9 protein-coding genes and 1 tRNA gene are annotated in these 14,066 nt (G+C 62.5%); 4 read left to right on the plus strand and 6 right to left on the minus strand.

What is annotated here, in order from left to right:
- Window positions 1-72 precede the first annotated feature (72 nt).
- Genes ACQ754_RS07005 through brxL form a run of 4 tightly spaced genes read left to right on the plus strand, consistent with a single transcriptional unit; the run spans window position 73 to window position 9,629 of the window.
- Window positions 73-3,531, plus strand: coding sequence for an Eco57I restriction-modification methylase domain-containing protein (locus ACQ754_RS07005; RefSeq protein ID WP_440996282.1), 3,459 nt, complete (start codon window positions 73-75; stop codon window positions 3,529-3,531).
- Window positions 3,528-5,216: a DUF262 domain-containing protein gene (locus tag ACQ754_RS07010; RefSeq protein ID WP_440996283.1), complete on the plus strand. Its 1,689-nt coding sequence runs from the start codon at window positions 3,528-3,530 to the stop codon at window positions 5,214-5,216. The genes ACQ754_RS07005 and ACQ754_RS07010 overlap by 4 nt, the downstream gene beginning before the upstream one ends.
- Before the next feature lie 5 nt (window positions 5,217-5,221).
- Entirely contained in the window at window positions 5,222-7,555 is a 2,334-nt protein-coding gene (pglZ, locus tag ACQ754_RS07015) for a BREX-1 system phosphatase PglZ type B (RefSeq protein WP_440996284.1), read from the plus strand.
- 13 nt (window positions 7,556-7,568) lie between these two features.
- Complete coding sequence (brxL, locus tag ACQ754_RS07020; protein WP_440996285.1) at window positions 7,569-9,629, plus strand: BREX system Lon protease-like protein BrxL; 2,061 nt, start codon at window positions 7,569-7,571, stop codon at window positions 9,627-9,629.
- A gap of 216 nt (window positions 9,630-9,845) precedes the next feature.
- On the opposite strand, the gene ACQ754_RS07025 is transcribed toward brxL, so the two are convergent.
- From ACQ754_RS07025 to tolA, 6 genes are all read right to left on the minus strand, one after another.
- The gene (locus ACQ754_RS07025) at window positions 9,846-10,310 is read right to left on the minus strand and encodes a hypothetical protein (RefSeq protein WP_440996286.1); all 465 of its coding nucleotides are present in this window, start codon (window positions 10,308-10,310) and stop codon (window positions 9,846-9,848) included.
- A 308-nt stretch (window positions 10,311-10,618) separates the two neighbouring features.
- Window positions 10,619-10,694 (minus strand) — tRNA-Lys (locus tag ACQ754_RS07030).
- 64 nt (window positions 10,695-10,758) lie between these two features.
- Complete coding sequence (gene ybgF, locus ACQ754_RS07035) at window positions 10,759-11,616, minus strand: tol-pal system protein YbgF (protein ID WP_440996287.1); 858 nt, start codon at window positions 11,614-11,616, stop codon at window positions 10,759-10,761.
- A 6-nt stretch (window positions 11,617-11,622) separates the two neighbouring features.
- The gene (gene pal, locus ACQ754_RS07040) at window positions 11,623-12,198 is read right to left on the minus strand and encodes a peptidoglycan-associated lipoprotein Pal (protein WP_440996288.1); all 576 of its coding nucleotides are present in this window, start codon (window positions 12,196-12,198) and stop codon (window positions 11,623-11,625) included.
- A 43-nt stretch (window positions 12,199-12,241) separates the two neighbouring features.
- Entirely contained in the window at window positions 12,242-13,546 is a 1,305-nt protein-coding gene (tolB, locus tag ACQ754_RS07045) for a Tol-Pal system beta propeller repeat protein TolB (RefSeq protein ID WP_440996289.1), read from the minus strand.
- Between the two features lie 33 nt (window positions 13,547-13,579).
- Window positions 13,580-14,066 (minus strand): cell envelope integrity protein TolA (gene tolA, locus ACQ754_RS07050; RefSeq protein WP_440996290.1); only part of this gene is annotated, 487 nt, incomplete at its 5' end.

Here is a 14,066-nt window from a genome sequence, read left to right on the forward strand (position 1 = left end):
ACTGCAATGCTCACGCGCAATAAACACGCATTCGCAGGGAAAACGTTGGAAGGGATAAACAAGGACGGCAGCATGCAGCCACTCGACAAGACACTCCGCAACCAGCTCGACCGCACCGTGCGCACGGCCCGCCCGGTGGCCGAACAGGCCGCCGAGGCGGCCCTGGAGCAGCTCGGTCTCGGCGAGGAGAACCCGCCCAGCTACCTCGGTGAAGACCAGCGCGCCCTGCGCCGTCGGCTGCGCGCCCACGCCCGTAGCCTCGGCGACCCGCTTAAGGACGGCGCCCAGGCGACGACCCGCCTGATCCATGAGGTCGCCTATGAGCACTGGCACCGCATGATCTTCGCCCGCTTTCTGGCCGAGAACGAGCTGCTGATGTACGAGGGGGTGGCCGTCACCCTGGAGGAGTGCGAGGAGCTGGCCGAGGAGGAAGGCCATGCCAGCGGCTGGGCCCTGGCCGCCCGGCTGGCCAGCACCATGCTGCCCCAGGTGTTCCGCGTCGACAGCCCGGTATTCGAGCTCACCCTGGCCGCCGAGTACCAGCGCGAGTTGGAAGAGCTGCTGGCCGGTCTGCCGGTGGAGGTCTTCCACGCCAGCGACAGCCTGGGCTGGGTCTACCAGTTCTGGCAGACCGACAACAAGGAGCGCATCAACCGCTCCGAGGTGAAGATCGGCACCGACGAGCTGCCCGCCGTCACCCAGCTCTTCACCGAGCCCTATATGGTCAGCTTCCTACTGGATAATAGCTTGGGCGCCTGGTGGGCCGTCCGCCGCCTGTCGGAAATCGACCTGGCCAACGCCGAAAGCGAACAGGAATTGCGCGACAAGGCCAGCCTGCCCGGCGTGCCGCTGGAATATCTACGCTTCGTCAAGGACGAGGAGACCGGGCACTGGACCCCCGCCGCCAGCACCTTCGATGCCTGGCCACAGAGCCTCGCCGAGCTCAAGACCCTGGACCCCTGTTGCGGCAGCGGCCACTTCCTGGTCGCCGCCCTGCTGATGCTGGTGCCCATGCGCATGGAGCTGGAGGGCCTTAGCTCTCGTGACGCCGTGGATGCGGTGCTGCGCGACAACTTGCACGGCCTGGAGATCGATCAGCGCTGCGTGGAACTCGCCGCCTTTGCCCTGGCCCTTACCGCTTGGCGCTACCCCGGTGCCGGCGGCTATCGCAAGCTGCCAGAACTGCACCTGGCCTGCTCCGGCCTGCCCATCAGCGTGGCCAAAGAGGAGTGGAAGGCCTTGGGGCTCGGCAAGAAGAACCTCACCATCGCCCTGGACTGGCTCTACGACAGCTTCAAGGACGCCCCCATCCTCGGCAGCCTGCTCGACCCCACCCGGACCAGTGCCGCCAAGATCGCCCAGTGGGAGGAGCTGTCCGAGGCGCTGAATCAGGCGCTCTCTCAAGAAAACACCCAGGAAGGCAGCGACGAGCAGCATGAAGCCGCCGTCACCGCCCAGGGCCTGGCCAAGGCCGCCACGCTGCTGGGGGATCGATATCACTGGGTCATCACCAACGTGCCCTACCTGGCCCGCGGCAAGCAGCATCCGAGGCTTCAAGAGTTCTGTGCCGACTACTACCCGGCGGCCAAGAATGACCTGGCCACAGTCTTTCTCGATCGCTGCCTGGAGCTCTGCGTGGAAGGCGGCACCACCAGCAATGTGTTGCCGCAGAACTGGCTGTTCCTGACCAGCTACAAGAAGTTTCGAGAAAAGCTACTACAGAATGATGTTTGGCATTTGATTGCGAGGCTGGGCCCTGGAGCTTTCGAGACCATCAGCGGTGAGGTAGTAAAAGCAGTTCTTATCAACATAAGCCGAAGCTATAGCATAGGCCAGTCAGCAGACCTTCTAGCTTCAGGCAGCCAACGCAACCTGATACGGGGTATTGATGTATCTCAAGCTAGAAAAGAAGTTAAAAAAGCATCTAGGTTGCTAGCCGATGAAGTGCAGAGCATAGAACAGTATAATCAACTAAAAAATCCAGACGCAACAATTTCTCTTGACCAGTCTCCTAAACTTCCATTGCTTTCAGAATATGCAAGTGCTTACACAGGCCTCCAAACAGGAGACCTACCAAGGTATGTGATTCATTTTTGGGAATTAGGAGAAAAGACTTCTGAATGGATCTTCCAAATGGGCACTATTAAAAAAAGCTGCCATTATGGAGGACGCTCATTCCTGTTGCTTTGGGAGCAGGGAGAGGGGGCATTGTCACGTAGCCCCGGGGCCTATCTTCGCGGGCAGAACGTCTGGGGAGAACATGGCGTACATATTTCACAAATGGGAAACATTCCAGTAACTATTTACGGGGGGAACTGTTGGTCAAATAGTGGAGCTACAATAATACCGCATGACAATAATGATCACCCAGCAATATGGGAGTTTTTCAGATCAGGTTTTTTCCAAGAAGCCCTGAGAAAAAACAACCCCAAGATGAATATAGATCCGGGATATTTTGAGAAAATAGGAATCGATATTTCTTATTGGGAGGCCACGTCTCTCGCTTTATACCCCCATGGACTCCCCAAACCCTACTCCGACGATCCTACCCAATGGATCTTCCACGGCCATCCCTGCGGCTCGGTCATCTGGGACGAGGAGGCCAAATGGACCGCTCATGGCCCGCTGCGCACCGATGATACCGTGCTGCAGGTCGCCGTGGCCCGGTTACTGGGCTACCGCTGGCCGGCGGAGCTGGACCCGGAGATGGAGCTGGCCGAGGAGCAGCGCGAATGGGTCAATCGCGGCGAGGCGCTGCTCGGCCATGCCGACCGCGACGGCATCGTCTGTCTGCCCGCCGTGCGCGGTGAGCGCCGCGCCGTGGACCGCCTGGAGGCACTGCTGGCCGACGCCTACGGCGACCAGTGGTCCGCCACCACCCGCGGCAAGCTGCTGGAGAGCGTCGACCACGCCGGCAAGGACCTGGAGAGCTGGCTGCGTGACAAGTTCTTCGCTCAGCACTGCAAGTTCTTCCAGAACCGCCCCTTCATCTGGCACATCTGGGACGGCCTCAAGGACGGCTTCTCGGCGCTGGTGAACTATCACAAGCTCGACTACAAGGCCCTGGAAACCCTCACCTACACCTACCTGGGCGACTGGATCACCCAGCAGAAGAAGCAGATCAACGACGGCGTCGACGGGGCTGAAGCCCGGCTGGCCGCCGCCGAGGCCCTGCAGAAGAGCCTGGAGCTGATCCTGGAAGGCGAGGCGCCCTACGACATCTTCGTGCGGTGGAAGCCGCTGGAGGAACAGCCCATCGGCTGGCACCCCGACCTCAACGACGGTGTGCGCCTCAACATCCGCCCTTTCATGACCGTGCCCGACGTCAAGAAGAAAGGCGCCGGCGTCCTCCACGACAAGCCCAACATCAATTGGAGAAAGGACCGGGGCAAGGACGTGGAATCCGCTCCTTGGTACCACCTCGGCCCTGAGCTGGGCGAGGCGAAGGGCGCCCGTATCAACGACCACCACCTGACGCTCGCGGAAAAGCGCAGGGCGAGAAAGCAAGCAGGGAGCAACGAAGCAGGATGACCAAGAAGATCAGTGGCGCGGAGTTTCCGCTCGCCAAGATATTCAGTTCCGAATTCGAGTACCGGATCCCATCCTACCAGCGGCCCTATGCATGGACCGTGGATCAGGCATCCGAGCTGTTCGATGACCTCTACGACTTCCATGTCAGTGAGGACGAAGAGGGCTATTTCCTCGGAAGCATCGTGCTGATCAAGGAGGAGGGGAGGTCCGAGGCCGACGTGATTGATGGTCAGCAACGACTGACCAGCCTGACTATCCTGCTGGCGGTTATCGCATCCCTGATCGAGGGTGAGGAACATCGGTCCACTCTCAACAAGTACATCATGGAGCCCGGCAACCCGTTTGAGGGACTCGAACCCAAACCGCGGCTCACGCTGCGAGGGAAGGATCAAGACTTCTTCGCCCGGTACGTGCAGGGCATGCGCTTCGACGATCTCCTGGCGCTGGGCTCGCACACGCTGGAGAACGAAGCGCAAAAGAACATTCAGGTGAACAGTCAGTTGTTGTTGAACCGGGTTACCGATCGGTTTGGCAACGACCAGCAAGCGCTGCGCCGGTTTGTAGGGTTTCTGCTACAACGCTGCTTTCTGGTGGCGGTATCCACACCCAGCCAGAAGTCGGCCTTTCGGGTGTTTTCGGTGATGAACAGTCGGGGGCTGGATTTGCAGCCGACCGACATTATCAAAGCGGACGTTATCGGACAGCTGCCGTCGGAGGAAATGCAGGAGGTGTACAACGCGCGTTGGGAAGACATGGAGGTGGAGCTGGGGCGTTCCGGGTTCAACGATTTGTTCGCCTACGTGCGGATGATCTATTCCCAAGAGAAAGCGAAACGCGCGCTACTGGAAGAATTCCGGGATCATGTCCTCACACGAACCACCGGTGCGACGGCGTTGATCGAAGATGTTCTTGAGCCCTATGCGGAAACCCTCTCTACTTTGCGAGAGGTCAATTACGTCGCCGAAACCGATGCGGACAAAGTCAATCGCTATCTGCATTGGCTTAACCGTATTGATAACTCCGACTGGGTGCCGCCGGCGATGACCTTTCTCGCCGAACACAAAGATGACCCGACCTATGTCGAGTGGTTTTTCAACCGGCTCGAGCGACTTGCTGCGTATATGCACATCTGCGCACACAATGTAAACCAGCGAATCGAAAGGTATGCGCAGTTAATCGCTGCGTTGCAGCGGACCCATAGCCGGGACGATCGGGTGCAGGCCGTCGAATTAACGGAAGAGGAGAAGGCCGCAATGCGGCGCGCCTTGGATGGCGACATCTACACCCTGACCGCGCGGCGCCGCAATTACCTGATGTTGCGGCTGGACTCGTTTGTCTCGGATGGCGCGGCCTCCTACGACCCGACGCTTCTCACCATCGAGCATGTATTGCCGCAGTCGGTACCGGACGGCAGCGAGTGGGAGCAGCAGTGGCCGATGCCGGAGAAGAGAGCACAGTGGGTGCATCGTCTAGCCAACTTGGTGCCCTTGAACAAGCGGCGGAATTCCCAGGCGCAGAACTTCGACTTTGAGAGGAAGAAGAACGCCTATTTCCGCGGCCGCAGCAATGTATCCTCATATGCGCTGACCAGTCAGGTCCTGGCACACAAGAAATGGACGCCGGACGTTGTCCAGGAACGGCAGAAGTACCTGTTGGACGCGCTGGCCGACGGGTGGGATCTCTGAAACGCATGGTACTGATCGAGCGGTTGGCCGAGGCGATTCGGCGAGCCTCCGCACATAACCCGGACGTGCAAGCGGCACCGGCCTGCATACTCTGGCCTGACCGGGAGCGCCTTTGGGAGCCGGTGATCGCGCAAATCCAGGCGCAGCTTCCGGAGCTTTTGGTGCTCGGTGACTATGCGCCGGAGGCGCGACGTGGTCCGGCGATCTGGCTGCGCTGCGCCATCGCCGGCACGCTGGACGACGTGACGGTCGATCCGGAAACGCCGCCAGTCATTTATCTGCCCGGCGTCGGCCGACAGGACCTGCGCGCCGTCAGCGAGTGTCCGGACTCCCTCAAACCGCTGGCGGAATTGCAGTATCGGGGCGTGCTGTGGTCGCAGGTGAACGCCAAGGACTGGACGCCGCGCGCCTTTCTCTCGTCCCAGCAGGGGGGCCTCGGGTTGGACATCCCAGGCGACAGTGCCACGCGCCAGGCGCTGCTGGCGGCGTTGCCCCGGCTGCTGAACGAAGAAGTCGAGGATCTGCAGGGCCAGCACCTGGACGCCGATGCGCTGAACACGCTGCTCACCGGGGGCGATCCCGTTCGCGACCTGCTGGACTGGCTCAGCCAACCGGAGAGCATGAAGGCCAGCTTGCCAGCCCATGAATGGAAGGCCTTCTGTCATGTCTGCGCATCCCGCTATGGCGTACACCCCGAACAACACAGTGCGCTGGAAGCCGTCGAGAAACTCACCCAGCGACAGGGCACGTGGAAAACGGTGTGGACGCGCTTCGCGGAGGCGCCGCACCGTTATCCGGAGCTTATCCGGCAGATTCGCCAGCTTACGCCCCCAGACCTGGGGCTCTTTCCGGCTCCAGAAGACATGGAGGTCTGGCCGCAGCTCAACCGACAGGAGGAGGACAGGCTCTATGACGCCCTGTCCAGGTTGAGTGATCTGCCGGCCCACGAGGCTCGGGATCGGCTCGAGATGCTGGAGCGCGAGCATGGTATGCGCCGGGCGTGGGTGTGGGCCGAGCTGGGTGAAAGTCCTTTAGCCGTCGCCCTGGCGCCACTCGCCCAGCTTGCCCAGGTGACCCGGCGGAGCCTGGCCGGTGGCGAGCCCGAGGATATGCGCCAGGCCTATGCCGCCGACGGGTGGAAGGCGGATGATGCGCTGCTGACCGCGCTGGCGGCAGTGAATGGGCAGCGTGAGCAGGAGGCCGTCTTCACCGCGATACGTACCGTCTACATGCGATGGGCCGACGAGGCGGCCCGTCACCTACAGCAAACCTGGCGGCCAGGAGTGGATGGGCTCAAACGGGGGGCCACCTCCCCTCGCGCACACGAAGAGGAGTGCGTGCTGTTCGTGGATGGCCTGCGGCTGGATTGCGGCAAGCGATTGGCCAAGAGGCTTGCCAGTCTGGGATTGGCGGTCGAGGAGCACACCACCTGGGCGGCGTTGCCCAGTGTGACCGGCACCGGGAAATATGCGGTGGCACCCATCCTAAATAGCGATGCTATCCACGAAGAACCCGCTGGTTATCAGTTCACGCCGATCACTCAGCACCTGTTCAAGAAGCTACTGCACGAGCACGGGTGGCAGGTGCTCGAGCGACGCCAGGTGGAACGCCTGCACAAGGAGACACTGGACACCTCAAGGCCCGCCTGGTGTGAGTTCGGCGATATCGACCACGCCGGACACGAGCGCGGCTGGAAGCTGGCCCAGCATGTCGACGACATGTTGGCCGAGGTAACGGAGCGCATCGAAGCCTTGCTGGCCCAGGGCTGGCCGCAGGTACGAGTGGTCACCGATCACGGGTGGCTGCTTCTCCCCGGAGATCTGCCAAAAACGGAGCTGTCTGCCAGCCTGGTAGAGACCAAGTGGGGACGCTGCGCGCAGCTAAAGCCCGGCGCGCGCACCGATGCGGTGCGCTTCCCCTGGTACTGGAATGAGCAGGCGCACTTCGCCCTCGCAGAGAGCATTCACTGCTTCAAGGCGGGCGAAAGCTATGCTCATGGGGGTCTCAGCGTCCAGGAGTGTGTCACGCCGGAGCTCGTCGTAACTGGTACCGCCGGTCCCAGGCCCTCGGTATTGATTGACGATCTGGTGTGGAAAGGGCTGCGCTGCACACTGGCTGTGGAGGGAGACACCGACGGAATGACGTTGGACGTACGCCATCACGCTGGCGATCCGACAAGCAGCCTCGCTCTCTCCCCCAAGCCCTTCAAAACAGGAGGCAAGGCTTCGGTCGTGGTCGCCGATGACGATCGTGAGGGAGAGACAGCCCAGGCCGTCATTCTCGACAGCGCGGGACGGGTGATTGCGCAGCGCTCGACTACCGTCGGCGGCGAGCACTGACAAAGGGGACGTCATGGAACTCGATGAGCTCGATCGTAAGGCCGCCGAGCAACTGGATGGTTTCTTGGTCCGCAAGGACCTGGTGCGGACCTTTGCCCGCCAGTTCCCAGTGCCGACTTACGTGGTGGAGTTTCTGCTCGGACGTTACTGCGCCAGCACCGACCCGGAAGAAATCGAAGAGGGGCTCGAGGTTGTCCAGCGACAGCTTCAGTCGCGCACCATCAAGGCTGGAGAGGAGGAGTTATTCAAGGCACGCGCCCGGGAGAAGGGAGACATCAAGATCATTGACCTCATCCAGGCGCGGCTGGACACCAAGAGCGATAGCTACCTCGCCACCCTCCCGAGCCTGCGCCTGAACGATGTGCGTATCCCCGAGGAATTGGTAAGCGAGCACGAGCGGATGCTGACCGGCGGCTTCTATGCGGAGGTCACCCTTGCGTATGACTCCGGTGTTGCCCAGGAACAGGGCGGACGCCCATTTGGTATTCGGGCGCTGCGCGAAATCCAGCTCTCCAAGCGCAATGTCCTCGACGAGCTGGCACGGGCCCGGAGCGGCTTCACGACAGAGGAGTGGAAGGCGTTTCTGCTGCGCTCCACCGGCATCGAGCCCGCCGGGCTCACGGAGCGGCAGAAGGACGCGATGCTGCTGCGAATGGTCCCCTTCGTGGAGCGCAACTATAACCTCGTCGAGCTGGGACCTCGAGGCACCGGGAAGAGCCACCTATTTCAGCAGGTGTCCCCTTACGCCCACCTGATCTCTGGCGGCAAGGCGACCGTGGCAAAGATGTTCGTCAACAACTCCAATGGCCAGCGTGGTTTGGTCTGCCAGTATGACGTGGTTTGCTTCGACGAGGTCTCCGGCATTTCCTTCGACAACAAGGATGGCGTCAACATCATGAAGGGCTACATGGAGTCCGGCGAATTCTCTCGAGGCAAGGAGAGTATCCGTGCGGACGGTTCCCTGGTGATGGTCGGGAACTTCGATGTGGACGTCGAGCATCAGCAGCGTATCGGGCATCTATTCGGTCCGCTCCCGGAGGAGATGCGCTACGACACCGCCTTCATGGACCGTATCCACGCCTTTTTGCCGGGCTGGGACGTACCCAAAGTTGGCAAAGACTTGCTGACCGATCATTTCGGTCTGGTAAGCGACTTCCTCTCCGAATGCTGGAGCCAACTACGCAACCAGAGTCGCGTTTCCCAGTGGCAGGGTCGAGTGTTCTTCGGTGGTGCCCTTTCAGGGCGAGACAGCAATGCCGTGAACAAGACGGCGAGCGGACTGCTGAAGCTACTGTACCCAGGCACCGACTCGACGCCCAGTGATGAAGACCTTGAGTGGGCGATCCATATCGCCATGGAGGCCCGTCGACGCGTCAAAGAGCAGCAGAAACGCATCGGTGCCGCTGAGTTCCGTAACACACACTTCAGCTACACCATGGGCGAGGACGGCGTCGAGAAGTTCGTGGCAACTCCAGAGCTGCAGAGCGACAATAGCATTGGTAGCGATCCGCTGGAGCCCGGGCAGGTTTGGGCCATTAGTCCCGGCGGGCAGGCCAGTGGCGGCCAGGAAGAACATTCCGGCCTGTTCCGTATCGAGGTCAACGAAGCCCCCGGGTCGGGGGTGAAGATCCTGAATAAACCGGTACCGCCAGCGTTTCGCGAGAGCGTCGGCTATGCCGAGCAGAATCTCTATAGCCGTTCGGCACAGCTTGTCGGTGACAAGGACCCTCGCCAGCATGAGTTCGCCGTCCAGCTTCGCGCGTTTGATGCGGCCAAAAGCGGTAGCAAATTGGGGGTCGCCGCCCTGATCGCCATGAGCTCATCGTTGCTCAAGCGCAGCCTCCGCGGAGGGCTAATCGTAGTCGGGGAGATCAACTTGGGAGGCTCAATCGAGCCAGTCCACAATCCGGTCACTTTGGTAGAAATTGCTGTCGAGAAGGGGGCAAGCGCCATTCTTATGCCGGTTACTTGTCGAAAACTGCTGTTCGACCTCTCTGACGAGATGGCTACGAAGGTCGACATTCAGTTCTATTTGGATGCGCGCGATGCACTACTTAAGTCTTTAGGGGAATGATTGCCGGTAGAGTCGCCCCTCTGTTCGACCAGATATCACCAAGAGCTCGTGTAGGGTGTCGACCTCGCCCCTTCCGCTCGCCGGTGGCGCGTCCCTGCGCCGGGTGCGTTCGGCAACTGGGTCAATTCTGATGGCCACAGGGGGGGCAAAAGCGCGATGGCCATTGGCACCCCGCTTCCCGGTCGGGCGGCCCGGCTCTTGGCGGGCCGTGTCACATTATTGCGGCGGGAAGAAGACGGCCATGATCGGCACGCCTATCAGTAGCGAGAGTAGGACCAGCGCGACTACGCCGTTCATGATTTGCCACGGCGTTTTCTTTCCGGTTTCCTCGTAATACCGACGGCGCTCGCGGTTCTTCTGAACGACGCGATTCGGATGCGGGTACGGCTCAAGGTTCTTAAAGCCGCAACCGATTTCATACAGCGACTGTGCCGACTTCTCGGCATGCAACACCGCTACGCGCTGTTTCTGCACGTCCTCGTCAGCCCAGATGTCATCGGCGGGAACGCCGCGCGCTTCCGCCGCTTGACTGATCGCGTCGAGAAGACCGCGGAGCTGTCGATAGCACTCCTGGAGCTCGCCGATCGCTTCGGCCTGTTCCGCGAGCTCTCCGTTCTGCCGTTTAATCTGATTGTACCGGCCGCCGGCCATTCCGGCCCAGAAATAGGCATCGGAGTCCATGTTCAGACCTCCCTGTCGTTGTTCATGGTGGCGCGTGGCAAGCGCAATCGACGTTCACGGTAATGCTACATGTGCTCGTTGCACAAGCGTACTTCGACGCCGTTGGCGGTATCAATGCACATCGTGGCCGCCCGGCGGCAGCGTCCACCGCGCGCGGCGAGCGCGGCAGCAGCGGTGGTGTGGTGAGGCTTGAGTGCTCGACATGGCGTCCGCTCCGGTTGCTGTGACCAAGAGGAACGCCGCTGTGACTTTGCTGTGACTCGGAGGGAGGCGGCAGTTACACAAGATCGCGTAAATACCTGATTTTATGGTGGGCCCTGCTGGATTCGAACCAGCGACCAGCGGATTAAAAGTCCGATGCTCTACCAGCTGAGCTAAGGGCCCACGAGAGGCGAGATACTAGCGAATCGACGGCGGCCCGACAACAACCGCCGTCGCTCGCTGCGGATCACCCGTCGATCTGCTCCAGACGCTGGCGTGCCAGGCTGGCCGCGGAGGAATCCGGATAGGCCTGGACCACCTCGCGGAGTGTTTCCCGGGCCTGGGTCAGGCGTCCACGCTCGTAGTGGATATAGCCGATCTTGAGCAGGGCGTCAGGGCGCTTGCCGCTGTCGTCGTAGTCGCCGAGGACGCGCTGGAATTCGGTAAGCGCCTGATCGAATTCCCGGACCACGTAGTGGCTCTCGCCGAGCCAGTAGCGGGCGTTGTCGGCGTACTCGCTGTCCGGGTGGCGTTCGAGGAAGGCGGTGAACGCTTCGTTGGCGTCCTCGTATTCCCCCGCACGCAGCGTTTCGAAGGCCGATTCATAGGCCGCCTCCGCGTCGTCGCCGCCCTCGCCGGTGTCAGCGACCGTGGTTCCGGCATCCGGGGTGCCGGCACCTCCGGTGCCTTCCCCGGCTGCGGCGTCCGCCTGCCCGGAAGAGCCTTCCGACGGCGCCTGACCACCGGACGGCGCGGAGGGAGGCGCGACTGCCTCGCCGGAGGCGTCACCCCCGCCGTCCTCGAGCTCGAGAAGCCGCATATCCACGTCCTGGTAGATCTTGCGCTGGCGCTCCTCCAGCTCCTGGACGCGTCGGTTGAGCTCGTCGATTCGGCCGTTGAGGCTTCGGATCTCATCCTCGAGGCTGCCGAACTGATTGATCATACGGGTCAGCGCGCCACTGTCGAGTCGCCGCTCCAGGGCGTCTACCCGTTGTTCCAGGTCGCGCTCGGACTGTGCCACCGCCGGTGACGCGGTTGTGGCGAGGGCGAGGGCCACCGCCGCAACGGTGGACCGGGATCGGGTCGGAATCTTTGCCTTCATCATGATGTGCTAGCGCTCATAAACCAGTTCGGCGCGACGGTTCTCCGCCCATGCATCCTCGTTGTGGCCGGGATTGGCGGGTTTCTCCTCACCATAGCTGACCACGCTGACCTGATCACCCGCGGCGCCGTTGAGGGTGAGGACGTCGGCCACCGACTGCGCCCGGCGCTCGCCGAGGGCGAGGTTGTACTCCCGGCTGCCGCGCTCGTCGGTGTGGCCCTCGATGATGACGCTGACCTCCGGGTGGGTGGCGAGGTACTCGGCGTGGTCGGTGAGGGTCTCGACGTCCTCCGGGCTGAGCTGAGAGCTATCGAACTCGAAATAGAAGATGCGCTGGGACAACGGGCTGGCTGGATCGTCGAGGTCGGCGCTGGTGAACCCGGAGGTGCCGTCCGCCCCCCGGGCCTCGGCCCCGGTGCCTTCGGCGCCGGCACCATCCTCGCTTCCATCCATGCCGGCGCGCTCACCTGCCAGTTCGCCGTCCGCGGCGGCACGATCCTCGCTTTCGGTCTGGTCGGTGGTTGCGCAGCCGCCGAGCGCTGCGGCGAGGAGGGCAATGAAGATCCATTGGATGGTACGGGTCATGGCGTCGTTCTCCGATTCTCTTTCATGAGTGAGTCAGTTGCAGTCATTCGGGCGACCAGGCGGGCTCCCGCACCTCGCCCCCCGAGCGCACCAGGTCGGCCTCGGCACGACCATGCACGGAGATGGTGGCGATGGTCGGCGTGCCGCCGTGGGAACGGGTATAGGCGAGCATCACCCCGTTGGGGGACAACGCGGGGCTTTCGTCGAGTGGCCCCTGGCTGAGCACGCTGGTGGCATCGGTCTCCAGATCCTTGATGGCAATGCGGAATTCCCCGTTGCGCCTATGGACCATGGCCAGCAGTTTGCCGTCCGCGGAGATATCCGGTGAGGCGTTGTAGTCCCCCTCCCAGGTCAGGCGCTCCGCCTCGCCGCCGCGCACGGGCTTGCGGTAGATCTGGGGGCCGCCGCCGCGGTCGGAGGTGAACAGCACCGAGCGCCCGTCCGGGCTCCACACGGGTTCGGTATCGATGGCCCAGTGCTCGGTGAGTCGTCGGGTCTCGCCACTACCCAGCTCGAGAATGTGGATGTCGGGATTGCCGTCCCGAGAGAGGGTCAGCGCGAGGCGATTGCCGTCCGGCGACCAAGCCGGTGCCCCATTGATGCCGCGGAAGCTCGCCACGCTACGCCGCTGCCCAGTTGCGACCTCCTGGACGAAGACCTCCGATCGACGTCCCTCGAAGGAGACGTAGGCGATGCGCTCGCCGTCCGGTGCCCACGCCGGCGACATCAGCGGCTCCCGTGAGGTGAGTATGGTCTGCGCGCCGCCACCGTCGGCATCCGCCACCATCAACCGGAACCGCCGCTGCTCGCCGGCGCCTTCGGCGCGGACGTATGCGATCCGTGTGTTGAAGGCGCCGGGCCGCCCCACCAGGGCCTCGAAGATCTCGTTACTGATGGTGTGGGCGAGGCGTCGCATTTCGTCGCCCTCGGCAGTGTAGCGCTTGCCGATGATCCGCGAGCCGGTATAGACGTCGATCAGCTCGAAGCGCACCGTGTATTGGGACCCCTCCCGGCCGATCCGGCCCACCACCAGGTTGTCCGCGCCCAGTGTCCGCCAGTTCTGGAGCTGCACCTCGTCACGACTCGAGGGGCGGGTCAGAAAGTCGGATTCAGGCATGGGGTCGAATAGCCCACTGCGTCGCAGGTCCTCGCCGATGATAGTGGCCATGTCCTCGGGGGCGTCGTCCTCGCCGGCGAAGGGCACCACGGCAATGGGCAGGGCGCCAACGGCGCCGCCGGTGATATCCACCGTGATCTGCGCCGGCAAGGCCGGGGCGACAAGCAGGCCGAGGAGCAGGATCATCATCCGCTTCAGGCCCTGGAAGCGCGTTTCAATACGTGGCCGCATGTGCTCGGTTCTCCCCCTTCTTCGGTGGCCTGATCAGGATCCCTCGGGCCGGAATCGCAGGTCGATGGGGCTGAGGCGCCTGGCCACCTCCTGATCCTCGGGCATGCGCAACTCCCCGGTCTTTTGCACGGCCCGTAACGCCGAGCGGTCGAAGGCTTGGTTGCCGCTGGACTCCACGATTTCCGGTTCGCCGCGGATCATGCCGTTGGGTGCCACCCGTATACGGATAACGCAGGATAGCCCATCCGGGACAGTGGCGGGACGGATCCAATTGCGATTGATCTGGCTCTGCCATACGGAACGGAGGTTGGCCACCGCCCGCTCGGCGGTGCGGGCGAGGCGCTCTTCCTCCAGCTCCCGTTCCAGGGCCTCCCGCCGGGCCTGCTCCTCGGCCTGCCGTTTCTCCTCCTCGGCCCGGCGTTGTTCCTCGAGCTGGCGCTGTCGTTCCTCCTCGGCCTTGCGCTTTTCCTCGAGCTCGCGCTGGCGTTCGGCCTCTTCCTGGCGCTGGCGTTCGAGCTCA

The sequence above is a fragment of the Arhodomonas sp. SL1 genome (genome assembly GCF_052060015.1).
In the GTDB taxonomy this organism is placed as follows: domain Bacteria; phylum Pseudomonadota; class Gammaproteobacteria; order Nitrococcales; family Nitrococcaceae; genus Arhodomonas.